Raw genomic sequence first — 25,797 nt, 5'->3', positions numbered from 1 at the left:
GGCCGGAGTCCTGCGTGCGCCGGCGCACTTGCGTACTCACGCTTCCTCCGTGAACACGGCGCGGTATCCCGGCAGCTGCCACAGCTGCTCGTGCGGGCCGACCGCGCGTACCCGGCCCGCTTCGAGCCACACGACGAGATCGGCGCGCGCGGCCATCGCGGCCCGATGCGTGACGATCACCCGGGTGCGGTCGCCGAGATCGGCCGTGACGGCTCGCTCGGTGACGGTGTCGAGGCTGGCCGTGGCATCGTCGAGCAGCAGCACGCGGGGTTCGCGCACGAGCGCGCGGGCCAGGCCGACCCGGGCGCTTTCCCCGCCGGACAGCGGGGTTTCGGCGATCGGCGTGTGGTATCCGTGCGGCAGCCGGACGAGGACGTCGTGGATGCGCGTGGTGCGGCAGGCCGCGGTGACAGCGGGGGCGCCGGCCGGCGAACCGTAGGCCACGGCTTCGGCGACGGTCGCGCCGAGCAGCATGGGCTCGGCGGTGGCATATCCGGTGGCAGCCCGCAGCTCTTCGGGACGCAGCTCGGCGAGATCGCAGCCGTCCAGCAGGGCTTGCCCGGCATCGGGGCGGCGCAGCCCGGCCAGCAGTGCGACCACAGTGGACTTACCGGATCCGGAACTGCCCACCAGCGCGGCGAAGGAGCCGCCGGGGATGGTCAGGTCGACTTCGGTGAGGGCGCCGCGCACGGTGGCGCCGCGCAGTTCGAGTGCGCCGGTTCCCTCTGGTAGAGCCAGATTCCCGCGCGAAGGTGGTTCTGTGTCGAGCACCTCGGTGATCCGGCGCGCGGACGAGCGGGTCCGGGACAGCGAGGTGAGCAAGGGAATCTGCCCGACCAGGCCGAGCCCGAGCGAGACGTAGCCGAGTGCGGCGAGTACATCGCCGACGGTCAGCCGGCCGGCCAGCACGCCGAATCCGGCCGCGGTCAGGACCGCGACTTCCGCGGTGGGCAGCAGCAGACCGGCCCGCCAGACCATCCGTGCCTGCGTGCGCCACATGCCGAGACCCGCGAGGTGCAGCCGGGGCAACGGGCGCAGGACCCGGTCGGCTTCCGCGTCGGCGGTACCGGAGGCGGCGATCGTGCGCAGCCCGGCCACCGCATCGAGCAGCCCGGCCCCCAGTTCACCGGAAACCCGCTGATAGGAAAGCACGTCCTTGGCCGTCCCGCGCAGATGCGAACGCGCCAGCAGCATGGCGAGCGGGAGGCTGGCCAGGAACACCAGCGCGAGCCGCCAGTCCAGCGTCGCCAGCAGCACCACCGCGCCCGAGGACAGCACCCCGGTCGAGATCAGCCGGACGAGCACCGCGGCGACCCCGCCGGCCATCGCGCAGTCGCCGGTCACCCGGCTCACCGCGTCGCCCGGCGCGAACGGCGAGCCCACGCCCAGCGCGAGCAGCCGGTCGGTCACCTTGCGCCGCAACCAGGCACTCGCGTTGCCGGTCAGCTGGGCGGGGAGGAGGACGTTGACGGCGTCCGCGGCGACCTCGGCGGCACCCAGGGCGAGCAGCCAGAGTACGGCGGCGGCGACGTCATGCCCGCCGAGCACCGCGTCCGTGGCCGTGGCCAGCGCACCGGGCAGCAGCAGCCCGGCCGCGGTGGAGATCAGTGATACGACGAGGACCGTGACCAGCCGGGGCCGGTCGAGCAGAACGACCGAGCGCAGCAGGCGGTCCGGGGATCCGGCCATGACACTCCCACTCTTCGGTTCCTGCTGCTCCGGCGCGGTCGGATCGGGCAGAATGTCAGGGCGGGAGCGGCGCACTTGGCCTGCGCCGCTCCCGCCCTTTCGACTCAGCTGCAGAGCAGCAGGCTCAGGCCACTGAAGTGATTGTCGTGGTCGCAGTCGATGCTCAGGTGGCTCCCGCCATGGTGCCCTTCGACAGCCTCCGGAGTCTCCAGCCCCTGCAGCCCAAGTACGTGTTCCATGATGTTCCTTTCTTTCTCTCCTCGGGGTTCCACCGGCCCTTAGCGGCCGGAGGTATGGGTGGACGGTGCGGTGCCCAGGAAAGGCAGCAGCTCGGTACCGTCCAGTAAGGCGGCGAGTGTGCGGAGCACACCCGCGCTGCCCGTGGTGACGTCGGTCGACAAGCGCAGCAGCTGATTGCCGGGGAAGGCCAGCCCGCCCCGGAACGGCACGGCATGCCAGGAAAGCCGTGCCAAGTGCAGGTCGATCGCCTCCCGGGCCTTGCGGTCCGGCTCGGCGGCGAAGGACAGCGCGGCGGCGAGCCCGCAGCGCCCGTACAGCAACCCGGGATAGATCACGAATTCTCCGGTGCAGGCTGCCCGCAGACCGGGCAGGCTCTGGCAGACCTTCGACTCCGGACGGTGCCGCGCCAGCTGCTCGGCGACCATCAGGATCCCGGCGCTGCCGACCCCGGCGTACGGGAGGACGCGCAGCGTGCCGTCGCGGACCTGCAGCGATCCGTCCTCCATCGAGATGCACTCTTCCAGATCGCGGTCGAGTGCCTGCTCGGCGAAGGCCAGCCAGGCCTCCTCCCCGGTGCGTTCGTACAGGCGCAGGAACAGCAACGCCGGTCCGCTCCAGCCGCCCAGCAGCCCGGCCCTGGCGTGCTTGCCCGGGGGCGCCGCGGTGTCCAGTACGTCGGCCAGCCGCACCGCGATGTCCAGCGCCTGCCTGCCGAACTCGTTGTCCCCGCGGGTGGTGGCCAGGTGCAGCCGGGTGAGGCCGATCCCGGCCAGCCCGGTCTCCAGGCCGTGGTCGGTGGTCTGCTCGACCAGCGTCTGTGATTCGGCGAGCAGCCGGTCCACCTCGTCGGGATAGCCGAATTCCTCGAGCACGTAGGCGATGCCGTGCGTACCGTCGAAGAAGCCGGGCCGGGTGAGTGGTTCGCGGCGTACCGCGTCGAGCAGCCACTGCTCGTGCTCGGGATAGCGGCCCGCCCCGGCGACGTGCAGGGAGTGCAGGACTCCGGCGGCGCCGACGCCGAAACCCGCGCCCCCGGAGCGGAACTGCTCGATGTCGCCGGGGAACAGCCGGTCGGTCCGGTCCGGGGTGGCGCTCGTGAGCACGCCTTCCACGATCTGCTTGCGCACCAGCGCCCAGTCGGGCTGCGGCTCGTCCAGCGCGGTGTGCGTCACGGCCGGCGGATCGGTGCGCGGGGCGAGGACGGAGACCACGTTCTCGGCGTACCCCTCGGGCAGGTGGAACCGCTGGGTGGCGAACTCCGCGGCACCGCGCAGCTTGCCCGGCGCCAGTTCCAGCAGCATCACCAGCGGCAGGAAGAGCCACAGCCGCAGCGCGGCCAGCGCGTGCTCGTCGATCTCGAACCCGTGCTTCCCGGCCGGCGCGCGGAACCCCGGGGCACCGAGCCGGGGCCGGCGGGCGGAGTCGACGTCCGCGGCCAGCTCGAAATCGATCAGCGAGACCACGTCCTGGTCGTCCACCAGGATGTTGCGCCCGTGCAGATCGCCGAAGACGATCCCGCGCCGGTGGATCTCGGCGAGAATGGACTCCACCTGGGCGAGCACGTGCAGCGCGCGCTCGCGGTAGGTCAGCAGATCGGCCTCGCTGGGCGAGCCGTGCGTGAGCGGGTAGTGCTCGGCCAGCCAGTTGCCCAGCGTCTGGCCGGGCATCTGCTGCATGGCCAGGTAGTGGTGTTCCCACACGAGGAACCGCTCGTACACCCGCGGCACGCCGGTGACGCCCGCCAGCCGGTCGAGGATCTCGTGCTCGTGACGCAGCCGGGTGACCGCGTCGACGCCCTCCCGGTCCAGCCCGGCGTACGGGCGGGCTTCCTTCAGCACCACGGTCTGCCCGTCGCGTTCGGCCAGGTACACTCCGCCGCCGTTGGAGAAGTGCAGGGAGCCGGTGACCTGATACGGGAACCGGATGTCATTCCGGCGGGCGGCCACGCTTTCGGACAGACAGGACGGAATGTGCACCCAGTCGGGCACCGAGAAGGTGGGCTCGCGTTTGTCCGGTACGAGCGAGCCGTCCGGGCGGCGGATCGCGGGCACGCGGGCGCCCGCGTGTTCGGTCCAGCGCAGCGCGAATCCGCCGTATCGTACGTAAAGCGGGCCCTCCCGGTAGCGCAGATCGCTCAGGATATAAGCTCCGTGCTCGCCGGCCAGCTCCGCGGAAAGCTCGTTCAGTATCCGGCTCAGTGCCTGCTCGTCGTCCGGGTAAATCGTGATGAGCTTACCGCTGCCCTCGCGGGGCGCGTATTTCGAATTCCGGGTCAGCAGGATAGACCGGGAGCGCAGGTGCTTGTAGGCCACCCGGTGTTCGAGACAGTACCGGTGGACCTTGGCGAGCACCGCGGCGGCGTTGTCCAGCCCGGCTGAAACGTGGATTTTCCAGCCCTGGGAGGGAAGAGTCTGTCCCTTCGGGCGCAGTGAGCGCCAGATTCCCAGCCCGCCGATCGTCCACATCGGTCCCGGCTCGGGGAGCTCGGCGGCCAGGTCGTCGAGGGATCCGGCAGTCTGCCGCGGTTCATCGTAGAACAGCGGATCGGCGAAGCAGAATGCTTCGTACCGGACATCCATGAAAACGATCCTTCCGAATTTCGCTGAAACGCCATCCGTCGACACGGGGCGATGACACCATTCCCGCACGGCAGGGGGGCCGGGGCCAATCCGCCAACTCGGGGGTTTGACTCCGCTGATCAGGGAGGGGTGACGGCTGCGGAGGGAGTCCAAAGCGAACCCTGTGTGATTCCTGACCACCCGGTCGTGGTGTAACGATTTACCTGCCGGAATATCCGCCCAGGTGAGGACAAGGAACGGCCGAAGAAATTGGCCGAATGTCATTAACACATTCCGGTGACGCCATTTTACCGGGGGTCCCCCGGTGGCCTGAACCACCCGTACCGACCTCGCCCGTCTGGAGCAACGTTCGTGCCGGGTACGTTGGGGCAGGCGGGACGAAGGAGGACCGGGTGATCGTCGGGTTCGCGGTGGCGGTGGCGGGATTCGCGCTGCTCGTCGCGGTGTGGAGCTTCGTGCAGTCGGTGCGCGACCGGCTCCCGGACACTCCGTTGCTGGCCGGGCTTGCGGTGCTGGAACTGCTGCTGGTCGCCCAGCTCGTGATCGGCGTGGTGCTGCTGGTCTCCGGGCACCGGCCGGGCAGCCTCGCCACCTTCCTGGCCTACCTGATCGGCTGCCTGGTCGTGCTGCCCGCCGGTGCGGCCTGGGCGCTGGCCGAACGAAGCCGGTCGAGCACGGTCGTGCTCGGCATCGCCTGCCTGGCCATCCCGGTGATGGTGCTGCGACTGAACGAGGTGTGGAGTGGAGCAAGCGCGTAAGACGGCCACCGGCCCCGGGCGGGTACTGGTCGCGGTGTACGCGATTTTCGCGCTCGCCGCGACCTCGCGGGCGGGCGTGCAGATCGGCACGAAGTTCCACGAGGCCCCGCTGGCCTACGTGCTTTCCGCGTTCGCCGCCCTGGTGTACATCCTGGCCACCGTCGCGCTGGCTCGCGGCGGGCAGCGATGGTGGCGGATCGCGGTGGTCTCGTGCAGCATCGAGCTGCTCGGCGTGCTGACCGTCGGCACGCTCAGCATCTTCGACCGCCAGGCCTTCCCGGACGCCACGGTGTGGTCGGTCTACGGCGAGGGTTACCTGTTCATCCCGCTGGTGCTGCCGGCGATCGGCCTGTACTGGCTGCGGCGCACCGCGCCCGCGCGCACCCCGGCCGCACGCGCCTAGCGAGCGCAGCTGTGAAGGGTCCCTTCACAGCCTCTACGTCCGTGAAGGGACCCTTCACAGCTCTGGTCGGGCGGGGGCACCGGCGGGGGGAAAATTTCCGGCTGGGAGAGTTCGCCCGAACGTGGCACCATCGCGCAGGTGACCAGTGCTTCCGCCGCCGATGCCCGGCTCGGTGACCTCGTCCGGCTGCGCCGGGTGCGGGACCGGATCGACCGTGAGTACGCCCAGCCGCTGGACGTGGAATCGCTCGCCAGTGGGGTGCATCTGTCGGCCGGGCACCTCAGCCGGCAGTTCCGGCTCGCGTATGGGGAATCGCCCTATTCGTACCTGATGACCCGGCGCATCGAGCGTGCCATGGCCTTGCTGCGCGCCGGTGAGCAGAGCGTCACCGAGATCTGTTTCGCGGTCGGCTGTTCGTCGCTCGGCACGTTCAGCACCCGGTTCACCGAGCTGGTCGGAGTGTCCCCGAGCGGCTACCGGCGGGAGCACGCGCAGCCGACCGAGGGGATCCCGGCCTGCGTCGCCAAGCAGATCACCCGACCGATCAGGAATCGAGAAGCGCCGGCCGTGAGCCGCGCTTAGCGTGAGGGCCATGGACATCACGATTGCTTCGAGCTTCCTCCCGCAGAACGACCCGGAGGCGGCGACCGCGTTCTACCGCGACACTCTCGGCTTCGAGATCCGCCGGGATGTCGGTTACCAGGGTATGCACTGGATCACCGTCGGCCCGGCCGGGCAGCCGGAGACCTCCATCGTGCTGTTCCCGCCGGAGGCCACGCCCGGCCTGACCGACGAGGAACGGCGCACCATCACCGAGATGATGGCCAAGGGCACCTACGGCACCGTGGTGCTGGCCACCAAGGACCTCGACGGCACGTTCGAACGGCTGCAGGCAGGCGATGCCGAGGTCGTCCAGGAACCCACCGAGCAGCCCTACGGCGTCCGCGACTGCGCGTTCCGCGATCCGTCCGGAAACCTGCTGCGGATCCAGGAACAGAGCTGACCACCCCGCCCGAGCCGGAGGAGCCTCCATGAGCAAGGAACCCCACGTCGCCGACAGCCATGACCTGATCCGCGTGCTCGGTGCCCGCGTGAACAACCTCAAGGACGTCAGCGTCGAACTCCCGAAACGCCGGCTGACGGTGTTCACCGGGGTCTCCGGCTCGGGCAAGAGCTCGCTCGTGTTCGGCACCGTCGCCGCGGAATCGCAGCGGCTGATCAACGAGACCTACAGCGCGTTCGTGCAGGGGTTCATGCCTTCGCTGGCCCGGCCCGAGGTGGACGTGCTGGACGGGCTGACCACCGCGATCATCGTGGACCAGCAGCGGATGGGGGCCGATCCGCGCTCCACGGTCGGCACCGCCACCGACGCCAGCGCGATGCTGCGCATCCTGTTCAGCCGGCTCGGCAAACCGCACATCGGCTCCCCGCAGGCGTTCTCCTTCAACGTCGCCTCGATCAGCGGGGCCGGCGCGGTGACCCTGGAGAAGGCCGGGCGCCAGGTCAAGGAACGGCGCAGCTTCAGCATCACCGGCGGGATGTGCCCGCGCTGCGAGGGCCGCGGTGCGGTCAACGACATCGACCTGACCCAGCTCTACGACGAGAATCTCTCGCTCAACGAGAACCCGTTCACCATCCCCGGCTACAGCATGGACGGCTGGTTCGGCCGGATCTTCAAGGGCTCCGGGTTCTTCGACCCCGACAAGCCGATCCGCAAGTACACCAAGAAACAGCTGCACGACCTGCTGTACAAGGAACCGACCAAGATCCGGGTCGAGGGCATCAACCTGACCTACGAGGGCGTCATCCCGCGGATCCAGAAGTCCATGCTGTCCAAGGACGTCGACTCGCTGCAGCCGCACATCCGCGCGTTCGTGGAGCGGGCGGTGGCGTTCAGCGTCTGCCCGGAATGCGACGGGACCCGGCTGAGCGAGCTGGCCCGTTCGTCGAAGATCGGCGAGGTGAACATCGCCGACGTGAGCGCGATGCAGATCAGCGATCTCGCCGAATGGGCGCGCGGAGTGAAGGCGCCCTCGGTCGCGCCACTGCTGGCGAATCTGACGCACACGCTGGATTCGTTCGTCGAGATCGGGCTCGGCTACCTCAGCCTCGACCGGCCCGCCGGCACGCTGTCCGGTGGGGAAGCCCAGCGCACCAAGATGATCCGGCATCTGGGCTCGTCGCTCACGGACGTGACCTATGTGTTCGACGAGCCGACGATCGGCCTGCACCCGCACGACATCCGGCGCATGAACGACCTGCTGCTTCGCTTGCGGGACAAGGGGAACACCGTCCTGGTGGTGGAGCACAAACCGGAGACCATCGCGATCGCGGACCATGTCGTGGATCTCGGTCCGGGCGCCGGTTCCGAGGGTGGCACGGTGTGTTACGAAGGCACCATCGACGGGCTGCGGGCCAGCGACACGGTCACGGGGCGGCATTACGACGACCGGGCCGCGCTGAAGGATTCGGTGCGCTCGTCCACCGGGGCGCTGGAGATCCGTGGCGCGACCGAGCACAACCTGCGCAAAGTGGACGTCGATCTCCCGCTCGGTGTGCTCTGCGTGCTGACCGGGGTCGCCGGTTCCGGCAAGAGCTCGCTGATCAACGGTTCGGTGGCCGGGCGCGAGGGGGTGGTGTCGGTGGACCAGAGCCCGATCCGGGGTTCGCGGCGGAGCAATCCGGCCACCTACACCGGGCTGCTGGAGCCGATCCGGAAGGCCTTCGCCAAGGCCAACGGGGTGAAGCCGGCGTTGTTCAGCGCGAACTCCGAGGGCGCGTGCCCGACCTGCAACGGCGCCGGGGTGATCTACACCGATCTGGGGATGATGGCCGGGATGGCCATCGTCTGCGAGGAGTGCGAGGGCAAGCGGTTCCAGGCCGCGGTGCTGGAATACCGGTTCGGCGGCAAGGACATCAGCGAGGTGCTCGGCATGTCGGTGGCCGCGGCCGAGGAGTTCTTCGAGACCGGTGAAGCGAAGCTGCCCGCCGCGCACAAGATCCTGGAGCGGCTCGCCGACGTCGGGCTCGGCTACCTCACCCTCGGCCAGCCGCTGACCACTCTGTCCGGCGGGGAGCGGCAGCGGCTCAAGCTGGCCACGCGGATGGGCGAGAAAGGCGCGGTCTACGTGCTCGACGAGCCGACCACCGGGCTGCACCTGGCCGACGTGCAGCAGCTGCTCGGCCTGCTCGACCGGCTGGTCGATTCCGGGCATTCGGTGCTGGTGATCGAACACCACCAGGCGGTGATGGCGCACGCGGACTGGATCGTCGATCTCGGTCCCGGCGCCGGGCACGACGGCGGGCAGGTGGTGTTCGAGGGCACGCCGGCCGAGCTGGTCGCCGACCGCAGCACCCTGACCGGGCAGCACCTGGCCGAGTACGTCGGCGGTTGAGTGGCAGGCGACCTGGCTCCTGCCCTGGCCGCGGGGGCAGGGCTGCTGACCGGGGAGGCCAGGATCGCCGTCCGCCTTGCCGTAGTTGATCAACCATCGGTACGTATTGAGGCATGCCTGACAACGTCACTGAGCGGTTGGCCGAATACGCGCGCACAGACGGCTGGGACGACAACATCGCCTTCATCGCCGACGAGCAGGAATGGACGTTCGCCCAGGTGTACGCGGGGGCGGCGCGGGCGGCCGGCGGGTACCGGGCGGCCGGGTTGCGGCCAGCGGACCGGGTGCTGCTCGCTCTGCCGGACAGCATCGAGATGGTCTGGTGCATGCTCGGCGCGTGGCAGGCGGGGCTGGTCGCGATTCCGGTCAACGTGCACATGAGCCGGGCGGATCTGGAACGCGACGTGGCGACCGCGGAACCTGCGCTGGCGGTGACCGATCCGGAGACGGCCGGCTGGCTCGACGCGGCCGGGGTGGTCCGCACTTGCGGGGCCGGGACGCTGACCGGCGCGGAGCCCGACCCCGGGTTCGCGCCCGGGGACGAGGCACCCGCGCTGGGCATGTTCACCTCCGGGACGACCGGAAACCCGAAGCTGTGCTTCTTCCTGCACCGCGACCTCGGCGTGCGCATGGAGATCTACGGTCTCCCCGGCGCGGGGGCGGTCGGGTTCTCGGCGTCGCGGATGTGCTTCCGCGGCGGGCTCGGTTCCGGGCTGTTCGCCTCGCTGATCGACGGGCAGGCCACGGTGCTGTCCCGGCCGCGTCCGACCCCGGCGATCGCGGTCGAGCTGATGCGCCGCCATCGGGTCACCGCGCTCTTCTCCCCACCGAGTTTCCTGGCCCGGCTGCTGCTGGAGCCGGGCCACGAGGAGGTGCTGGACGCGCTTCGCTCGGCGACGTGCGTCGGCGAGGCGATGTCCGCGCGGATCCGCGAGCAGCTGGTCCCGCTGCTGGGAGAACGGCTGATCAACGGCTACGGCTCGACCGAGATCGGCGGGATCGCCGTCGGCAGGCCCGCGGATTATCACCCCTCGCCCTCGGCGGTCGGTCCATCGTTGGGCGGGCAGCCGATGCGGATTCTCGACGAGGAGGGCAACGAGCTGCCCGCGGGGGAGAGCGGCCAGCTGCACGTCCGCGTGCGGATGGGCACCCGGGGCGTCGCCCGGGGCAGTCTCGGCCCGGACCAGGTGTACGACGTCTGGTGGGCGACCGGCGACCTGGCGACCATCGACGAGAACGCGATCCTGCACGTCCACGGCAGGCTCGACGACGTCGAGGTGATCGGCGGCCAGAACGTGGTGCCCGCCGAGGTGGAGCGGCTGCTGGAGAGCCACCCGCGGGTGCTCGAAGGGGCGGTCAGCGCCGTCCGCCGTCCGGAAGGCTTCACCAGCCTGCGGGCCTACCTGGTGGCCGCGCCGGGCGAGGGCTCGGATCTCGACGCGCTGACCAGCGAACTGCTGGACCTCACCCGCGACCGGCTGTCCTTCTACAAGGTGCCTGACGACGTGGTGTGGCTGGATTCCTTGCCCCGCAACGGAAACGGCAAGATCCTGCGCCGGCAGCTGCGGGCCCAAGGCGACCAGTTCGTCTGAGCGCGGGCAAAGTCGGGCGAAGAGTCCGTGAAGGGACCCTTCACGGACTCAGCGTCCAGGGGCCCGGCAAAGTCGGTGTGACGGGCCCTGCGCAGACCGCGGAGGTCTGTGAAGGGACCCTTCACGGACTCTGAGTCTGTGAAGGGCCCCTTCACGGCACTGCCGGTTCGGTCCAGGTCACCGGCAATGCGTGCACGCCGTAGATGTTCATGTCGGTGCGCAGGCGCACCTCGTCGGCGGGGACGGCCAGCTGCAGCGTCGGGAATCGGCGCAGCAGCCCGGCGAAGCCGGCCCGGATCTCGATCCGGGCCAGCTGCTGGCCGAGGCACTGGTGGATGCCGTGCCCGAAGGCCAGCTGGCCGCGGGCGTTGCGGTGCAGGTCCAGGGTGTCCGGATCGGTGAACCGGCGGGGGTCGCGATTGGCGGCCAGCGTCGAGATGACCACGGTCGAGCCCGCGGGGATCGTTTCGCCGCCGAGTTCGAGGTCTTCGACGGCGTAGCGGTAGTTGATGTCCACCACGGACAGGTAGCGCATCAGCTCTTCCACGGCGTTGGGCAGCAGCTCCGGGCCGGCGCGCAGCTCGGCCAGCTGGGCGGGGTGCTCCAGTAGCGCGAAAGTGCCCAGCGACAGCATGTTGGCGGTGGTCTCGTGCCCGGCGAGCAGCAGCAGGAAGGCGGCGCCGACCAGCTCCTCGACGGTGAGATCCTCGTGACGGGCCAGGTCGGACAGGATGTCGTCGCCCGGTTCGGCGCGCTTGCCGGTGACGAGTTCGGCGAGGTAACCGGTGATCGTGCCGTAGGCGCTCATCTTGTCTTCGAGCGTCACGTCCCGTTCCAGGATCTTCGCCGAGTTGGCCTGGAAGGTCTCGCGATCGGCGTAGGGCACGCCGAGCAGTTCGCAGATCACCAGCGACGGCACCGGCAACGCGAACTCCGCGACCAGGTCCACCGGCGGGGTGAGCTGCGCGAGGTGGTCCAGCTGCCGGTCGGCGATGGCCTCGATCTGTGCTTCGAGCTGCTTCATCCGCTTGACGGTGAACGCGCCGGTCAGCTTGCGCCGCATCCGGGTGTGCTCCGGCGGGTCCATACTGAGGAACACCCCGGGCGTCGGCGGCGAGGGTTCGGTCTGCACCGGCATGCCCGGGGTCTCGAACGGCATGTGCAGGATGCCGAGGTCCTGCCGGGAGCTGAACCGGGTGTCCGCGAGCAGCGCGCGGACCTCGTCGTAGCCGGTGACGAGCCAGCCCTCGTGCCCGTCGGGGAAGTGCATCGGGCTGACCGGGCGGGCCTCGCGCAGCCGGGTGATCGCCCGCGGCGGATCGAACGGGCCCGCGTCGCGTTCGGTCGGCAGCCCGTCCGGGATCGAAACCGTGCTCGTCATCGGGACTCCTCATCGCGGTGGGTGTGGTCACCACGATCGCCGGTCGGTCTGACACCGGGCTGACACCGGTTTGGCGGCCGGTCTCAGCTGTCCGCGTGGGCGGGGGTCTGGCCGGCCAGCGGGGGTAGCTCACCGGCCGGCGGGCCCGTGCGCCGTAGATCACCACCAGCGTGATGATCTGCGGTTTTGGGTCGCCCGCGACCCGGCGGTCCATCGAGGTCCGCAGGCTGTATCGCCACAGATGGACTCTATTAGGCTAGCCTAAAATCATGACAGCGATCTGTGCGGTGGAGGAGCTGGAACGGGTCGTCGGCGGCCGGTCGGCGCCGATGATGCTGAAGTCCATCGATCGGCTCGATCCGCACTGTGTGGTGCTGCTCGCGCACTCCCCGGTGGCGGCGTTCGGGTACTTCGGCGAAGGTGGGCGGCTGCGGGCCGGGATGGTTGGCGGGGCGGCGGGGTTCGCCGTCCCGGAGACGCCCTCTCGGTTGCGGTTGCCGGTGCCTGCGGATGCCGTTCCCGGAACCGGCGCCTCGATGCTCATGTTGGTTCCCGGATGGCGTGAGACCTTGCGGATCAACGGTACGGTGGACCGGGGCGGGCTCGTTGTCGAGGAGGCCTTTCTGCACTGTGGCAAGGCAGTGCTCCGTTCCGGCCTGTGGGGATCCGCGACGTCGGATGGCGCGGATCAGCCGATGGACATCGAAGAAGGCCCAGAAATCGGCCCGGCCGTGGCGGCCTTCCTGGAAACCGCGTCGTTCGCGGTGGTCGCCTCCAGGGACGGCGCGGGGCTGGCCGACGCGAGTCCCAAGGGGGATCCGCCCGGAGTCGTCCGGCTGCTCGGCCCGACCACCGTGGCGATCGCCGACCGCCCCGGCAACCGGCGTACCGACACCTTCCACAATCTCCTGGAGGATCCCGAGATCGCCTTGGTCGCGCTCGCGCCGGGGGACGAGCGCGCGGTAGAACTCCGCGGTACCGCGAAGATCAGTACCGAGCCCGCGCTTCGGGAGTCGATGGCCGAGCGTCGGAGCACCCCGAAGGTGGTCCTGCTCGTCGAGGTCTCGCACGCCCGGCTCGCTCCCGCTCCGGCGCTGCGCGAATCCCGGCTGTGGCAGCCGGAAGGCCATGTCGATCCTGCGGAACTGCCCAAGCCCGCCACGATCTGGCGTGATCACATCGGGCGGGGCGAGGCGACCCCGGACCCGGATGGCGACGCGGCGATGCAGGCCGGGCTCGAAGAGGACTACCGGAGCAACCTTTACTGAGTTTCGTCCGAAGTGGACGGTTCGGCGCCGGTGTAGTGGTGCACCAGCTCCTGCGCCTCCTGCAAGTGGCGCAACGTGAGTTCTCGTGCCTGCGCGCCGTCGCAGCGGCGGACCGCGTCGAGGATGCCGCCGTGCTCTTCGACCGCCTTGGCGATCTGGCCGGGCAGCCGCAACGCGGCCCGGCGTTCCTCTCCGACCAGCGACAGCACCGAACGCAGCAGCGCGGCCACGTCGTCGTTGCCCGCGTTTTCCGCTATCACGCGGTGGAATTCCGCGTCGGTGGCGATCACCCGGAGCATGTCGCCGGCCTCGGCGGCGGCGGCCATTTCCGCGACGTTCGCGGTCAGGGTGGCCAGTACCGCCTCGGTGTGGCGATCGGCCAGCCGTTCGGCGAGCGTCGGTTCGACCGTCCGGCGCAGCTCGAACAGCCGGTCCACCAGCTGGTCGTGCTCACGGAACCAGCTGCGCAGCGGCACCTCGCCGGCCAGCTGCTCGCGCACGTAGGTCCCCGAGCCGGGCCGGATGGCGACGTAGCCGATCGAAGCCAGCACCCGCAACGCCTGGCGCAGCGAACCGCGGCTCACGTCGAGTTGCTCGCACAGCTTGCGTTCCGCGGGCAGCCGGGAGCCGGCCGGCAGCTCGCCGCTGTCGATGAGCGCACGCAGGTGGTCCACAGTGGCGCTCCACACCTGTTCGTTCCCGGTCCCCACAGGGGCCATCCTCCCCAATCCGTGCCGTGCCGTCAGGATCCACCGAGCTCAGCGAAAGGCTGTGAAGGGGCCCTTCACGGACTCAGAGTCCGTGAAGGGCCCCTTCACAGCCCTGCACGATCAGCGCTCACTCGTCGCCTGGCGGAGGAGTTCGTGCAGCCGCCGGGTGCTCGCCGGGCCGAGGTGGCGGAAGGGGGAATGCTCGGTGGCATGCCGGATCAGCTGCTGGCGGACCTTGCGCCCGCGGGCGGTGAGCTGGATGATCTTGGCACGGCGATCGGTGTGATGCGGGACCCGGCGGACCAGCCCGTGCTGCTCCAGCCGGTCGATCATCGAGGTGGCGGTGGACGCGTCGCAGCGCAGCCGGGCGGCGATGCCGCGCGCGGTCGTTTCCGGTTCGTCGTTCATCCGCCACAGCGCGGCGGCCTGCGGCTCGGTCAACTCGATCTCCGGCAGCAGGACCTTGAGCTCCGCCCGGTAGCGATCATGCAGGCTGAGCAGGTAATCCATCAGTTCACGGTGCATCCGGTCGTCCGGCATGGCGGCAGGATAGCTGGAAGTTCCCATTATCGGAAAATCGAACCGATCATCGGTCATTGCCGGGGTACCGGACAATCGGCATGAGCGGGGGCAAAGTAGACGCGCGCGGCGGCCGGACGGCCGTGGCCGTCCACATCGGCCAGTCGCACCCTGGTCGCGGGCCGGGGGTCGCTCAAGTGCCGGGAACATGTCGCCCGGATCATCGAAAAACCAGGCGTACCAAGCAGAAACCGGCCGGTACGGTGGGTCGGGAAGACTCGTGACGGTCTGGCGTTCAAGGGCCCTCCAACCTGCACACTGGACAGTCTTGGGCTCAGTGTCCGGGGAGCGGGCGGCCGGCAACAGTGACACTGCGTCATATCTTCACCCGAAGGAATGTCACTACGAAGCAATGACGCCGTTACACTGGCGGGCTGGCGCGAAAATCGCTGAGATCTTCGCATGTCCCCGACACCAGTCATCGACGTCGAACGTCTGAACCTCACCTACGGCGACTTCCACGCGGTGAAGGACCTGTCCTTCCAAGTGGAACGCGGCGAGTTCTACGCCCTGCTCGGCACCAACGGCGCGGGCAAGACCTCCACCCTGGAGACCATCGAAGGCCACCGGGAGGCCACCTCGGGCACCGTCCGCGTATTCGGGGAGAGCCCGCGCGACCGGGCCAAGGTCCGGCCGCGGATGGGCATCATGTTGCAGGAGAGCGGATTCTCCCCGGACCTGACGGTGCGGGAGTCGGTCCAGCTGATCGGCAAGCTGACCCAGCGCACCGACAAGGTCGAGCGGGTGCTGGGCATCGTCGACCTCACCGCCAAGGCGACCACCAAGGTCTCCCAGCTCTCCGGCGGGGAGAAGCGGCGGCTGGACTTCGCCACCGCGGTATACGGCACGCCCGAGCTGATCTTCCTCGACGAGCCCACCACCGGCCTGGACATCCAGTCCCGCGACCACCTCTGGGACGCGGTGGACCGGCTGCGGGAGGAGGGCTCCACGATCGTGCTCACCACGCACTACCTCGAGGAGGCCCAGCAGCGCGCGGACCGCATCGGGCTGATGCACAAGGGCACCTTCCACCGCGAGGGCACGGTTTCCGAGTTGACCCAGACGCTGCCCTCGACCATCAGCTTCCACCTGCCCACCCGCGCGCCCGCGCTGCCGCTGCCGGCCACCCGCGAGCCGGACGGCAAGTTCCTGGTCGAGACCTTCAGCCTGCAGAAGGACTTGCACACGCTGCTGCGCTGGGCGCAGGACCAGGCGGTGGAACTCGGCGATCTGCAGGCCGGGCCGACCCGCCTGGACGACGTCTTCCGCTCCATCGGCAACGACTGAGCACCCTCTCCCGGTACTTCCCAGAACAGGATTCATTCCCATGCTTGCAATTGCCCGCGGTGAGCTGATCCAGATCTTCCGCAACCGCCTGGTGCTGCTGACCAGCATCATCCTGCCGATCGGGTTCAGCGCTTACCTGATCTACCAGCACGGTGTCTTCGAAAAGGTCGGCGGCATCGGCTTCATCGCGACCATGATGCTGTTCGTGGTGACGGGGATCGGCTTCTACACCAGCGTGGTGACCACGCTCGCCTCGCGCCGGCAGAACCTCTTCCTCAAGCGGCTGCGCTCCACCGCGGTCAGCGACCGCGGCATCATCGCCGGGCTGGTGCTCCCGCTGGCCGCCATCGCGGTGGTCCAGGTCGCGGTGATCCTGACCGTGCTCGGCACCGTCGTCGGCAAGCCGGCCAACGTGCCGATGCTGATCGTCGCCGTGCTGCTGACCGTGCTCATGATGCTCGGCCTCGGGCTGGCCACCGCCGGGGTCACGAACTCCCCGGAACACGCGCAGGTCACCACGCTGCCGTTGACCATGATCACGATCAGCGTGGCGGTCTGGGTGGGTATCACGGGTACCGAGGAGCTGCAGGTGCTCAAGCGGCTGCTGCCCGGCGGGGCGGCCTCCGAGCTGGTGGTCGGTGCCTGGGAAGGCACGGCCAGCTGGAGCCACGTGCTGCCGGCGCTCGGCCCGCTGTTCGCCTGGATCTTCGTCTCGATCAGCCTGGCGTCCCGGATGTTCCGCTGGGAACCGCGCCGCTGAGCGAGCTTTCGGGCAGTCGCCCGCGGTTCTTCGGGTAACGAAGGTTGATCCCGACCGCCGCGCACTGGAAGTCTGCCGATACCGGGCAGCCCGCCCGGGAGATCCAAAGGAGCGTGACCGATGACCATTCTGCGCAAGGTCGGCGCGGCCGGCCTGATCGCCGGCGCCGCGCTGGTTTTCTCCACGGGCGCAACGGCAAACGCCACTCCGCCGACGGGAAAGATCTACCCGACGTACGGGAGCTGCCTTACCGATGGGAACAAGCTCGCCCAGCAGGGCGCGCTCCACGGTTTCTACTGTGCCCAGATCAACGAGGGCGGACGCGTGGCATATCAGCTCATCCGGACTTCCTGAGCCCGGACTCACCGCGGTGTGCTGCCCGCCGGCCGGGCCGGCGGGCAGCACACTGTCCGGATCGGACTGTCCACTGTGGTGCCTGCCGGGTCAGTCCAGCTCGCGCACCAGATGCGCCAGTGTGCCGACGGGCAGCCTGCTGACCCGGCCGAACTGTTCGATCAGAAACGCGGCCTCGGAAGTCACGGACCGGACCGCGGCCGGCTCCGGGGCGCCGGCCCGGCGGACCGGAGGCGCACTCGCCTGGCCGACGATGGCCGTAACGGCACCGAACGCGATGGCGAACAGGCCGACGGCGGCGAGGATCTCCCGCATGAGACTTCTCCCGGGGTGCTGGGACTACAGATTAGGGACTCCGCCGGGTGTCCCGGAGATTTCCACCGCTTCGGAGGACCGCCGATCGGGGTGTTCCGGCTGGCCGATCCTGCCCGTGCGGATGCGATCGGCGCTCGTGTCGTTCCCTCACCCGTTTGCGCGGGGTTCGACCACTGACCGCCCGGAGTGAACTCCGTGCCAGTGGTCTACTCCGTCCGGTGTGGGGCGTTTCTCCCGGGGTGTGACCCGGCCTAACGTCGAAGGACTATCGCCGGACAGTGCGGGGGTCTCGATGGTCAGTCGACGTGACGCGCTCCGGATCGGTACTGCGGCGCTGGCCGGGGCGGTGTTGCCGGTAGCGGCCGCCGCCGCGGCAGGCTCGCCGGTGGTCGGGCGGGGGTGCTATCTGACCTTCTGCCGGATCCCGACCGCGGGGCTGACCACCTGGAAGTCCATTATGGACAGCTTCCGGGCGGACGGGGTGGACCGGGTGGTGCTGTGGCTCGGGGGAGCGTTCCGGTCGCGCAGGTATCCGGTCACCTGGCAGTACAACCGCGAGCACCGCAACGTGCGGGAGAACTTCGCGGGGCAGCTGATCGACTACGCGCACGCGGTGGGCATCCGGGTGCTGCTGGGGTTCACGCCCTACACCTACGACGGCACCAATCAGTACGCCTACGAGCGGCCGGATCTCAAGGCGCAGCAGGCGAACGGCAATCTGGCGCGGATGCAGGGTATTCATTCCTGGGGCTACAACCTCGATCCGACGAAGCCGGCCGCGCGGCAGTTCATGCTCGAATACGCGCGCGAGCTGTACTTCGACTTCTACCCGAATGCCGACGGGCTGCTCATCGAATCCTCGGACATCGATATCTGTACCGGTGGTGACTGCGACGGTCCACGGCACTATTACGAGGTCGAGTACGAATTCGTCCGGGAGCTGTCCGGCCAGGTGTGGGCGCATCATCCCGGTGCGGAAATTCTGGTGCACCCCAACTACTTCGTCGGTGGCTCGAACGGTGCGGAGCTGCCCTACGACCAGCGTTGGTCGGTGATCTTCAGTCCGTGGACGGTGAATCTCGAATTCGCGAAGAAGGTTTCGCGCGCGTACTATTTCTCGCTCGATATGATCAGCCAGCCACCGGCGAAGGTGGCGGCGAGTGTCCGGTGGGTGCGTGACCACGGGTTCGCTTCGTATTTTCCTTCGCAGGAGTTCTTCACCTACCGTGCGCAGCATGCCGAGATGGGGGAAACCAACCTCATCGGGCAGCAGCTGCGGCCGTTCGGCTTCGATTTCCTCGGGCTGGACGAGAACCCGTACCGGGATCCGGTGGTTCTGGTCAACCGGGTCGCGCTGCGGGAGTACGCGGAGCATCCGGACCTCACCGAGGACCAGTTCCGCGCGCGGCTGGGGCAGGCGGCGTTCGGCCCGGGCGCGACCGGGCAGGAGGTCGCGGATCTGCTGTTCCTGCATGACTTCTGCTACGGGCGGGACAAGTCGCTGTTCACCTTGGCGGTGCAGGCCGATCCACGGGTCCTGCGAGAGCGGCTGCAACGGGGGCTGGTCGGGTTCGCCGATCTGCGGGCCGTTCACGAACGGCTTGGCGCGCTGCCCGCGGTCGCGGCGCGGATCCGCCGGTCCCGCAATCCGGCGGTGCGTTCGCTGACCCGGCACATCGGTCTTCTTGAGCAGAATTGGGATGCCGAGGCCCGGAGCCTGCTCGCCGCCCACCTGCCGGGCTGACCCGAGGGTCCCGGCAGAGTTGGTCGAGGACCCGTGATCAGCAGAGAGCCGTGGCTGCCGCGTCATCATCGACGGCGCCTGCCCTCTCGATCGATTGCGCCCGGCAGCGGGCGAAGCGGTGGTGTTCGAGGCGCGACCACCTCGCGCTGTGCGCCGGACCTGTCTCGGGTCTGTGAAGGGACCCTTCACAGACCTTCACAGACCTTCACAGACCTTCACGGACCTTCACAGACCTTCACGGACCTTCACGGACCTTCGCCGTCTGCGCAGGGCCCCTCACGCCGACTTTGCCGACACCCTGCGGGGCTGACCCCGAGCAGGCGGACGGCCTCGCGCACGGCGAGTTCGGCGGCGCCCTCGGCGACCGGCGAGATGTGCACCTCGTAGCCACCGGTGCGGTACGCGGCGGCGGTGGGCAGGTAGCCGAGGTAACCGCCGGTGTAGCCGATCAGCACGAGCGGCCCGGGGATTTCGGCCGCCAGCGTGGTTTCGAGTGCCAGGTAGGGCTCGCCGCCGAAGCCGACCAGCGACAGATCGCCGAGCCGGACCGTGCTGATCGCCAGGCGCGGATCCCGGATCCGGGCGGAGGCGGCGAGTTCGGCGCCTTGCAACGCGGTCTCCGCGGTCCGGATGGCGACTGCGTTTCCGGTGCGGCGTGCTTCGGCGAGCTGCTGTCGGAGTGCAGTGGTGTCGGGTGTCGGTTCGGCGCGGCGCCCGGGCAGGCCGAGGGACCAGGTTCGGGCGCCGGTGATCGGTGGATGGTGGGGGGCGTCGGGTTGGCCGGGGGTCGCGGTCGATGGCTGATGGGGCTGCCCAGTAGTCCTGGCTGGTGGGGGATGGCGGGGTTGCGTTGGCCTGGCGGCGTTCGGGGGTTGGCCGGGGTTGGGGGTCGGTGATCGGCGTGGGGCGTCAGGCTGTCCCGGGGGCATGGTGTGGTGAGGGGCGTGAGGCTCGGCGGCGCTTGGCGGCTGGTGGGTGTCGGTGGGGTGGTTGGGGTTCGGGTTGGTTGGCGGTGGGCCGGTCGGTTCGGGGACCGTGGTGCTTGGCGGCTGGTGGGTGTCGGTGGGGTGGTTGGGGTTCGGGTTGGTCGGCGGCGGGCCGGTCGGCTCGGGAACCGCGGTGCTCGACGGCCGAGCGGACCCACAGCGTCCGGAGGCCGGCATACTCGACTGCCGGTGCGGGTCGGCAAAGTGCCCGCCATGGTCAATTGGTGCAGACCACTTCGGCGCGAAATTCGTTGCCTCCGGTGACCGGCGCGGCTCGGCAGGCCCGCGCGGAACAGGGTCCAGGGCGATCGCCCGGCCGGGCGGTGTGGTGAGTGCGACGAGCTGGTCGGCGGCCAGGGCGGCGAGCCGGGCCAGTTCGTCCGGTTGCTGGTTCCGGCGGTGCGGGCGGGTGCTGATGTCGCCGGCGGCGCCGGTCGCGACCATGGCCCAGCAGCCCAGACGGGCGGCCACCGCTCGGCGTACCGTGCCGCTGAGATCGGCGCTGACCAGCAGGTTGTCCGCGCCGAGTACGGTCGGGTGCACCGGCAGGACGACGACGACTCCGCAAATCCGGCCGTGTGCACGTGCGGCCAGCACGGTCACCGGCACGTTCTGCTGGAGGAGAGGTCCGCTGCGCCGGCCGCCGACGTCGTTGAGCAGTCCAGTGTGGACGGTCAGCTCGGCGGGGGCCTCGGTGGCGAGCGCAGTGCATGCGGCGAGGTCACCGGCCGTGAGCACCTGCTCGTGCCACTCCGGCGGGGTTCGGCCGCCACCGGGACGGCAGCCGGTTTCCGGTCCGGAGTGGGTGTGCGTGGCGGACAGCCAGATCAGTTCCGGGCGGGTCCGCAGGCTTCCGGCCAACCGGCCGGCCAGTGGCTCGGCGAGATCGGTGTTCACGGCGGGCAGATCGGCGACGACCCAGGCGAACCGGGAGCTGCCCGCACTGATCGTCACCGCGTGTACTTCCAGCTGGTCCAGGGTGCCGGCGCTCACCCCGGTTCGCGCGGCGTAGCCACCGAGCCGGGTGCCGAGCGGAACCTGGAGACAGACTTGCCCGTGACCGATTCGCATGGTCACGACATTGCCTTGGCCAGCTGGGTGGTGATGGCCATCGGGTTCGTGATGGCCGTGCCGACGACGACCGCGTACGCGCCGGCGTCGACGGCTGCCCGCACGTCTTGTGCGCTGCGGTACCGGCCCTCGGCCACCACTGGGCAGTCCAGCCGGGCGACCAGTGCGGAGACCAGGTCGATGTCCGGTCCGTCGGGGACCGGGCCGCCGGTGTAGCCGGACAAGGTCGTGGCGATCACGTCCGCGCCCGCGGCCCGTGCGGCGGCTCCCGAGGCGAGGTTGTCGACGTCGGCCAGCACGGGGACGTCGAGTTCCTCGTGGATCCGCCGGATCTGTTCGCCGAGTGACTCGCCGCCGGGACGTGGCCGCGCGGTGCCGTCGATCGCCACCATCGACGCGCCCGCGCGGACCACCGCGGCGGCGTCCGCGAAGGTGGGGGTGATGAAAACCCCATCGGGGCAAGCGATTTTGTTGATTCCGAGAACCGGTAAGTCCACTTCGGAGCAGATAGCGGCGATGTCGGCCGGGCCGTTCGCGCGGATCGCCCGCGCGCCGCCGGCCGCGGCCGCGGCGGCCATCCGCGCCATCGGCAGCGGGCCGTGCAGGGGATTGCCTGGCTGTGCTTGACAGGACACCAGCAGCGCACCGGGCGGAAAGGGCAGTCGACTGTCCACTGTGGTCTCCTTGGCGACCGGAACCGATTTCACGGCATGGTGTACGGACATCAGCCGGGCGTACCGGCCGGGTTCGCCGGTGGCGAGCCGGATGGCCCCGGCGAGCGGATCGCCGTCCGGCGGGACGAGACGGGCGGCGGGGGCGAGACGGGCCAGCCGCTTCCGGAGCGGGGCCATCATCAGCTCGCCGGTTTGGAAGACCCGGCCGGTGCAGGCGACCGGGACGGAGCGGTCGAGTACGCGCACGGCGGCGGCGATGGTGCACGCGAGGTCCGCTGCCGCGTTGGCCACGATCTCACCGGCGACCGGATCCTTGCGTTCGGCTGCTGCGAAGACTTCGGGGGCGAAGGCGGCAATGGTGGCGACTGGTGCCGTCGTCCGGTGGATTCGCTGTGCCATGCGGGAAACGGATCCGAAATGCTGCTCGGCGACGGCAGTGAGGGCGGTCGCCGGGCCGCGACCGTCCGCGGCCGCGAGTACGGCGCTGAGTCCGGCGCGGCCGATCGCGAATCCGCCCCCCGCGTCGCCGAGGAGGTGTCCTTCGCCGCCGATCTTCCGGTATACGTCATCGCCGACGGCGAGGCAGACGACACCGGTTCCGGCGGCCAGCACCACGCCGTCGCCGTGGCGCAGTGCGCCGGCGTGTGCGGTCACCATGTCCTCACAGAGGCGAACTTCCTTGGCCTGTAAGGTTTCGATTATCGCTGCGCCCAGCCGGGTGCGGTCTGCGGGGTCGTCCGGGTAACAGGTCAGGCCGAGGCAGGCAACGTCGACCGGGTCGGACAAACCGGCGTCCAGAGCGGCGATTCGCACGGCCTCGGTGATCGTGGCGACCGGATCGCCCTGGCGGTAAGCGAATCCGGGGCCGTTTCCGGAAAGCTGCCCGGAAACGAGGCGTAGTCCGGTCTGGCCGCTGTCCACAGCGACCCAGGCGCCGGTCATCGGATACCAGCCGACATCGTCACGCCTTCCACGAATTTCCGTTGTAGAGCAACGAAGAGAAGCACTGTCGGCAGAGCTGCAAGCAGGGCGGCGACGAGCATCATCGGCACTGCGGCGCTACCGAGGTTGTCCGCCTGCATCGCGGCCAGTCCGACGGGGAGCGTGCGGTGTTCGTCGTCGGAAGCGATCAGCAGCGGCCACAGGTGCGAGTCCCAGTTGAGCATGAAGATGAACAACGCCAGCGCGGCCATCGGTCCTTTCACCACAGGGACCACAATGGACACCAGCGTGCGCAGATCGCCCGCACCGTCCAGTCGCGCCGCTTCGATCAGCTCGTCCGGCACGTTGCCGATCGCCTGGCGCATCAGGAAAATCCCGAACGCGCTGGTGCCCGCCGGGACGATCAGCCCGGCGAAGCTGTTCACCCAGCCCAGCGAGTAGACCAGACTGTAGAGCGGCACGTAGATGATCTCGACCGGGATCATCAGCGTGGCCAGTACGATCATGAACGCGGCGTCGCGTCCGCGGTACCGGAACTTCGCGAAGCTGAACCCGGCAGCGGTGCAGGTCACCACGTTCAGCAATGTGACACTGACCCCGACCACGGTGCTGTTCAGGAAGTACTGCGCGAACGGCGTTTCGGTGAACGGCAACGTGAGGTTGGACCATGCGAACGTGCTGGGGAGCCAGCGCAGTGGAACCGACAGCACCTCGGAGGCGGGTTTGAGGGCGGTGAGGATCGCGTACGCCAGCACCGCCACGAACACCAGCCCGCCGAGCCCGGCGGCGACCAGCGTGGTGCCACGGCCGAGCCTCGCGGTGCGCGGCCCGCTCATCGATCCCTCCTCGCGAAGACCTTGAGCTGTAACAGGGTCAACCCGAACAACAGCAGGAACATCAGTACCGCGACCGCGGACGCGCGGCCCATCCGCGCGTTCTCGAACGCGGTCTTGTACACGAACAGGTTGACCACCTGGGTGCCGAATCCGCCGTTGGTCAGCACCAGCTGCGGGCTGAACGACTGGAACCCACGGATCACCGCCATCACCGAGCACACCGAGGTCACCGGCAGCAGCATCGGCCAGGTGATGTACCGGAAGCGCCCGAACGCCCCCGCACCGTCCAATCTGGACGCTTCGTAGAGTTCGCCCGGAATCGATTGCAGTCCGGCGAGGAACAGGATCAGGAAGAACCCGGTCTCCTTCCACACGCCCATCACGACCAGCCCCCACATCGCACTGTCGGAGCTGGTGAGCCAGTTCAGGTGCAGACCGAGTGCCTGGTTCAGCAGGCCGTCCGGGTTGAGCACGACCCGCCAGATCACCGATACCGCGACCCAGCTGATCGCCACCGGCAGGAAGTACAGCAGTCGCAGGAGACCGCTGCCGCGGGCACGGGTGTTGAGCGCGTGCGCCAGCACGAGTGCCAGCGTGAGAGCCGGGACATAGGTGCCCACCGCGTACACCACGGTCTGCCACAGCGCTGCGCCGAACTGTGGATCCGTTGCCAGATAGTGGAAATTGTCGAAGCCGACGAACTCCGGTGGTGAGGTCAGGCTGTAGTCGAACAGCGACAGGTAGAACACCCGCAGCATCGGGTAGATCGCGAAGACCACGAACAGGACCAGTGCGGGCACCGCGAACAGCGCGCCGATCGCGTTGCGCCGCCGTCGCCTCGGCTTGTTCCGTTGTGGTGCCCGGGAATCCGGAACACGGAGCGAGAGCAGGGCCATCAGTTCCCCAGGCTGCGGTCGATCGTTCCGGCGGCCTTGTTCGCGGCGTCCGGGATCGCGACGCGGTCGAAGACGGTGTCGTTGATCATGGTCATCACCGCGTCCTTGATCTCCGCGAAATGCGGGGCGACCTCGTCGAACTTCCCTTGCCGGTAGGCCGTGGACCACACGTCCAGCCCGGGTACGCCCTTGCCTGCCGGACTGGTGTCCCAGCCCTTCACCGGCTGGATGAACTTCACGTCGGAAAGCCAGCGCTGCGACTGGCTCGCCAGATAGGAGATGAACTGCCAGGCCTGCTGCTGGTGTTCGCTCGCGCGGCTGACGCCCCAGTAGTAGCCGTACCAGCGGTTCACCGGGGCGGCCGGATTCAGCTGCGGCAGCGGGACGAGCTTGAGCTTGGCGAAGGTGTCCGGGTTGCTTTCCCGGATCTGTTCCATCGCCCACGGGTAGACCATGGCCATCGACTGACGCCCGGTGGCGAGATCGTTGAACGGCGCGGTCGCCTCGCGGGAGGTCTTGTTCGGGTCCGCGGTGCGCTCGGTGCCGGTGGCCAGGCCGGCCCAGATGCTCACCGCGGCCCGTGCCTGCGGGCTGGTGACGGTGGCCTTCTGGTGGCCGGGATCGGTGATCGTCCCGCCGGTCTGGTTCAGCAGGGTCTGCAACTGCTGGGTGTACCAGCCGGAATGCAGGTAGAGGAAGCTGAACGCCTGCTGGTGCCCGGCGGCGGCGAGCTTCTTCGCATCCGTGGTGACGTCCTGCCAGGTCTTCGGCGGAGGGTTCGGGTCGAGCCCGGCGTCGGCGAAGTGCTGGGTGTTGACCGCGAACGCGGTCGCGTTGAACTCGCTCGGCAGGCCGTAGAGCTGACCGTCTGCTGACGCGCCGTCGAGAGTCCTTGGCAGATAACGGTTCTTGAGCGCATCCTCGGAACCGGCGCCGAGAGCGCCGTAGTCGATCGGGGCGAGCAGCCGTTTCGGCAGGTACTCGCCGCGCAGCGTGGTGTCGTCGAGATTCAGCACGTCCGGGCCGGTGCCGTTGCTCATCGCGGTGAGCATCTTCGTGTCGAACTCGTCGTTCGGGATCTGCTGGTACTCGATGCGGACGTTCGGGTGCTGACGCTGGTACTCGGCGATGAGCGTCCGGTTCAGCTTGATCATCGGCGGATGGGTGTGCGTCCAGAACGTCAGCGTCACCGCGCCGCCCGAATCGCCGGAGCCGCCGCAGGCCGACAGCGTGGCGGCGGCGAGCAGGACCGCGAGCAGGGCCGCCCCCGGCGTCCGGATGCGCCGCCCGGCACCGATTCCGTGCCTGGCCATGAATCCCTCCCTCTCCGGTGTGTGC

23 protein-coding genes are annotated in these 25,797 nt (G+C 69.3%); 11 read left to right on the top strand and 12 right to left on the bottom strand.

The genetic code is table 11. From position 1 onward, the window contains the following. Positions 1–36: 36 nt before the first annotated feature. From ATK36_RS14870 to lanKC, 3 genes are all read right to left on the bottom strand, one after another. Positions 37–1,689 (bottom strand): ABC transporter ATP-binding protein, encoded by a 1,653-nt coding sequence (locus ATK36_RS14870; protein WP_098511994.1) that lies wholly within the window; start codon positions 1,687–1,689, stop codon positions 37–39. A 104-nt stretch (positions 1,690–1,793) separates the two neighbouring features. Further along, positions 1,794–1,928 carry a class III lanthipeptide gene (locus tag ATK36_RS14865; protein WP_098511993.1) on the bottom strand — a complete coding sequence of 45 codons (135 nt, stop codon included), beginning with the start codon at positions 1,926–1,928 and terminating at the stop codon, positions 1,794–1,796. Positions 1,929–1,967: 39 nt separating this feature from the next. Next, on the bottom strand, positions 1,968–4,508 hold the full coding sequence (gene lanKC, locus ATK36_RS14860) for a class III lanthionine synthetase LanKC (protein ID WP_098511991.1): 2,541 nt from the start codon (positions 4,506–4,508) through the stop codon (positions 1,968–1,970). A 392-nt stretch (positions 4,509–4,900) separates the two neighbouring features. Here lanKC and ATK36_RS14855 point away from each other — a divergent pair, with 392 nt between their 5' ends. From ATK36_RS14855 to ATK36_RS14830, 6 genes are all read left to right on the top strand, one after another. After that, entirely contained in the window at positions 4,901–5,266 is a 366-nt protein-coding gene (locus tag ATK36_RS14855; RefSeq protein ID WP_098511990.1) for a hypothetical protein, read from the top strand. Beyond that, complete coding sequence (locus ATK36_RS14850) at positions 5,250–5,669, top strand: hypothetical protein (RefSeq protein WP_098511988.1); 420 nt, start codon at positions 5,250–5,252, stop codon at positions 5,667–5,669. Before ATK36_RS14855 ends, ATK36_RS14850 begins: the two co-directional genes overlap by 17 nt. A gap of 138 nt (positions 5,670–5,807) precedes the next feature. Beyond that, positions 5,808–6,251 carry a helix-turn-helix transcriptional regulator gene (locus tag ATK36_RS14845; protein WP_098511987.1) on the top strand — a complete coding sequence of 148 codons (444 nt, stop codon included), beginning with the start codon at positions 5,808–5,810 and terminating at the stop codon, positions 6,249–6,251. Positions 6,252–6,261: 10 nt separating this feature from the next. Beyond that, the gene (locus ATK36_RS14840) at positions 6,262–6,672 is read left to right on the top strand and encodes a VOC family protein (RefSeq protein WP_098514901.1); all 411 of its coding nucleotides are present in this window, start codon (positions 6,262–6,264) and stop codon (positions 6,670–6,672) included. Between the two features lie 28 nt (positions 6,673–6,700). Continuing rightward, on the top strand, positions 6,701–9,064 hold the full coding sequence (locus tag ATK36_RS14835) for an ATP-binding cassette domain-containing protein (RefSeq protein ID WP_098511985.1): 2,364 nt from the start codon (positions 6,701–6,703) through the stop codon (positions 9,062–9,064). Between the two features lie 113 nt (positions 9,065–9,177). Next, the gene (locus ATK36_RS14830) at positions 9,178–10,656 is read left to right on the top strand and encodes a class I adenylate-forming enzyme family protein (RefSeq protein ID WP_098511984.1); all 1,479 of its coding nucleotides are present in this window, start codon (positions 9,178–9,180) and stop codon (positions 10,654–10,656) included. A 151-nt stretch (positions 10,657–10,807) separates the two neighbouring features. On the opposite strand, the gene ATK36_RS14825 is transcribed toward ATK36_RS14830, so the two are convergent. Beyond that, the gene (locus tag ATK36_RS14825) at positions 10,808–12,037 is read right to left on the bottom strand and encodes a cytochrome P450 (RefSeq protein ID WP_098511982.1); all 1,230 of its coding nucleotides are present in this window, start codon (positions 12,035–12,037) and stop codon (positions 10,808–10,810) included. A 269-nt stretch (positions 12,038–12,306) separates the two neighbouring features. Here ATK36_RS14825 and ATK36_RS14820 point away from each other — a divergent pair, with 269 nt between their 5' ends. Next, complete coding sequence (locus tag ATK36_RS14820) at positions 12,307–13,305, top strand: pyridoxamine 5'-phosphate oxidase family protein (RefSeq protein WP_098511981.1); 999 nt, start codon at positions 12,307–12,309, stop codon at positions 13,303–13,305. Here ATK36_RS14820 and ATK36_RS14815 read toward each other — a convergent pair. Both ATK36_RS14815 and ATK36_RS14810 read right to left on the bottom strand, forming a co-directional pair. Next, positions 13,299–14,015 (bottom strand): FadR/GntR family transcriptional regulator, encoded by a 717-nt coding sequence (locus ATK36_RS14815; protein WP_245914745.1) that lies wholly within the window; start codon positions 14,013–14,015, stop codon positions 13,299–13,301. The genes ATK36_RS14820 and ATK36_RS14815 overlap by 7 nt on opposite strands. Before the next feature lie 120 nt (positions 14,016–14,135). Continuing rightward, positions 14,136–14,555 carry a MarR family winged helix-turn-helix transcriptional regulator gene (locus ATK36_RS14810; RefSeq protein WP_245914743.1) on the bottom strand — a complete coding sequence of 140 codons (420 nt, stop codon included), beginning with the start codon at positions 14,553–14,555 and terminating at the stop codon, positions 14,136–14,138. 441 nt (positions 14,556–14,996) lie between these two features. On the opposite strand from ATK36_RS14810, the gene ATK36_RS14805 reads away from it, so the two are divergent. The 3 genes from ATK36_RS14805 to ATK36_RS14795 all read left to right on the top strand — a co-directional run bounded on the left by ATK36_RS14805 (position 14,997) and on the right by ATK36_RS14795 (position 16,995). Continuing rightward, complete coding sequence (locus tag ATK36_RS14805; protein ID WP_098511978.1) at positions 14,997–15,881, top strand: ABC transporter ATP-binding protein; 885 nt, start codon at positions 14,997–14,999, stop codon at positions 15,879–15,881. 40 nt (positions 15,882–15,921) lie between these two features. After that, entirely contained in the window at positions 15,922–16,641 is a 720-nt protein-coding gene (locus ATK36_RS14800; RefSeq protein WP_098511976.1) for an ABC transporter permease, read from the top strand. 120 nt (positions 16,642–16,761) lie between these two features. Beyond that, a complete protein-coding gene (locus ATK36_RS14795) occupies positions 16,762–16,995 on the top strand; it encodes a hypothetical protein (RefSeq protein WP_098511975.1) in 234 nt (77 codons plus the stop codon). 90 nt (positions 16,996–17,085) lie between these two features. Here the strand turns inward: ATK36_RS14795 and ATK36_RS14790 are convergent, their stop codons facing one another. Further along, complete coding sequence (locus ATK36_RS14790) at positions 17,086–17,310, bottom strand: hypothetical protein (protein WP_098511974.1); 225 nt, start codon at positions 17,308–17,310, stop codon at positions 17,086–17,088. 292 nt (positions 17,311–17,602) lie between these two features. Between ATK36_RS14790 and ATK36_RS14785 the strand changes: the two genes are divergently transcribed. Continuing rightward, on the top strand, positions 17,603–19,054 hold the full coding sequence (locus ATK36_RS14785) for a hypothetical protein (RefSeq protein ID WP_098511973.1): 1,452 nt from the start codon (positions 17,603–17,605) through the stop codon (positions 19,052–19,054). Positions 19,055–19,299: 245 nt separating this feature from the next. On the opposite strand, the gene ATK36_RS14780 is transcribed toward ATK36_RS14785, so the two are convergent. Genes ATK36_RS14780 through ATK36_RS14760 form a run of 5 tightly spaced genes read right to left on the bottom strand, consistent with a single transcriptional unit; the run spans position 19,300 to position 25,772 of the window. Then, complete coding sequence (locus tag ATK36_RS14780; RefSeq protein ID WP_098511971.1) at positions 19,300–21,117, bottom strand: hypothetical protein; 1,818 nt, start codon at positions 21,115–21,117, stop codon at positions 19,300–19,302. Beyond that, positions 21,114–22,727 (bottom strand): putative N-acetylmannosamine-6-phosphate 2-epimerase, encoded by a 1,614-nt coding sequence (locus ATK36_RS14775; RefSeq protein WP_098511970.1) that lies wholly within the window; start codon positions 22,725–22,727, stop codon positions 21,114–21,116. The genes ATK36_RS14780 and ATK36_RS14775 overlap by 4 nt, the downstream gene beginning before the upstream one ends. After that, positions 22,724–23,563 (bottom strand): carbohydrate ABC transporter permease, encoded by an 840-nt coding sequence (locus tag ATK36_RS14770; protein ID WP_098511968.1) that lies wholly within the window; start codon positions 23,561–23,563, stop codon positions 22,724–22,726. The genes ATK36_RS14775 and ATK36_RS14770 overlap by 4 nt, the downstream gene beginning before the upstream one ends. After that, positions 23,560–24,459, bottom strand: coding sequence for a carbohydrate ABC transporter permease (locus ATK36_RS14765; RefSeq protein WP_098511967.1), 900 nt, complete (start codon positions 24,457–24,459; stop codon positions 23,560–23,562). The genes ATK36_RS14770 and ATK36_RS14765 overlap by 4 nt, the downstream gene beginning before the upstream one ends. Further along, positions 24,459–25,772: an ABC transporter substrate-binding protein gene (locus ATK36_RS14760; protein WP_098511965.1), complete on the bottom strand. Its 1,314-nt coding sequence runs from the start codon at positions 25,770–25,772 to the stop codon at positions 24,459–24,461. The genes ATK36_RS14765 and ATK36_RS14760 overlap by 1 nt, the downstream gene beginning before the upstream one ends. Between the last annotated feature and the right edge of the window lie 25 nt (positions 25,773–25,797).

This window comes from Amycolatopsis sulphurea (genome assembly GCF_002564045.1).
In the GTDB taxonomy this organism is placed as follows: Bacteria; Actinomycetota; Actinomycetes; order Mycobacteriales; family Pseudonocardiaceae; genus Amycolatopsis; species Amycolatopsis sulphurea.
This window is presented reverse-complemented; position numbering and strand designations above follow the sequence as displayed.

What these genes read in the sequence shown, in the direction of transcription:
- ATK36_RS14870 (WP_098511994.1), bottom strand. Translation starts at nt 1,689, where the DNA reads ATGGCCGGATCCCCGGACCGCCTGCTGCGCTCGGTCGTTCTGCTCGAC.
- ATK36_RS14865 (WP_098511993.1), bottom strand. Translation starts at nt 1,928, where the DNA reads ATGGAACACGTACTTGGGCTGCAGGGGCTGGAGACTCCGGAGGCTGTC.
- lanKC (WP_098511991.1), bottom strand. Translation starts at nt 4,508, where the DNA reads ATGGATGTCCGGTACGAAGCATTCTGCTTCGCCGATCCGCTGTTCTAC.
- ATK36_RS14840 (WP_098514901.1), top strand. Translation starts at nt 6,262, where the DNA reads ATGGACATCACGATTGCTTCGAGCTTCCTCCCGCAGAACGACCCGGAG.
- ATK36_RS14835 (WP_098511985.1), top strand. Translation starts at nt 6,701, where the DNA reads ATGAGCAAGGAACCCCACGTCGCCGACAGCCATGACCTGATCCGCGTG.
- ATK36_RS14830 (WP_098511984.1), top strand. Translation starts at nt 9,178, where the DNA reads ATGCCTGACAACGTCACTGAGCGGTTGGCCGAATACGCGCGCACAGAC.
- ATK36_RS14825 (WP_098511982.1), bottom strand. Translation starts at nt 12,037, where the DNA reads ATGACGAGCACGGTTTCGATCCCGGACGGGCTGCCGACCGAACGCGAC.
- ATK36_RS14820 (WP_098511981.1), top strand. Translation starts at nt 12,307, where the DNA reads ATGACAGCGATCTGTGCGGTGGAGGAGCTGGAACGGGTCGTCGGCGGC.
- ATK36_RS14810 (WP_245914743.1), bottom strand. Translation starts at nt 14,555, where the DNA reads ATGCCGGACGACCGGATGCACCGTGAACTGATGGATTACCTGCTCAGC.
- ATK36_RS14805 (WP_098511978.1), top strand. Translation starts at nt 14,997, where the DNA reads ATGTCCCCGACACCAGTCATCGACGTCGAACGTCTGAACCTCACCTAC.
- ATK36_RS14800 (WP_098511976.1), top strand. Translation starts at nt 15,922, where the DNA reads ATGCTTGCAATTGCCCGCGGTGAGCTGATCCAGATCTTCCGCAACCGC.
- ATK36_RS14795 (WP_098511975.1), top strand. Translation starts at nt 16,762, where the DNA reads ATGACCATTCTGCGCAAGGTCGGCGCGGCCGGCCTGATCGCCGGCGCC.
- ATK36_RS14790 (WP_098511974.1), bottom strand. Translation starts at nt 17,310, where the DNA reads ATGCGGGAGATCCTCGCCGCCGTCGGCCTGTTCGCCATCGCGTTCGGT.
- ATK36_RS14785 (WP_098511973.1), top strand. Translation starts at nt 17,603, where the DNA reads ATGGTCAGTCGACGTGACGCGCTCCGGATCGGTACTGCGGCGCTGGCC.
- ATK36_RS14775 (WP_098511970.1), bottom strand. Translation starts at nt 22,727, where the DNA reads ATGACCGGCGCCTGGGTCGCTGTGGACAGCGGCCAGACCGGACTACGC.
- ATK36_RS14770 (WP_098511968.1), bottom strand. Translation starts at nt 23,563, where the DNA reads ATGAGCGGGCCGCGCACCGCGAGGCTCGGCCGTGGCACCACGCTGGTC.
- ATK36_RS14765 (WP_098511967.1), bottom strand. Translation starts at nt 24,459, where the DNA reads ATGGCCCTGCTCTCGCTCCGTGTTCCGGATTCCCGGGCACCACAACGG.
- ATK36_RS14760 (WP_098511965.1), bottom strand. Translation starts at nt 25,772, where the DNA reads ATGGCCAGGCACGGAATCGGTGCCGGGCGGCGCATCCGGACGCCGGGG.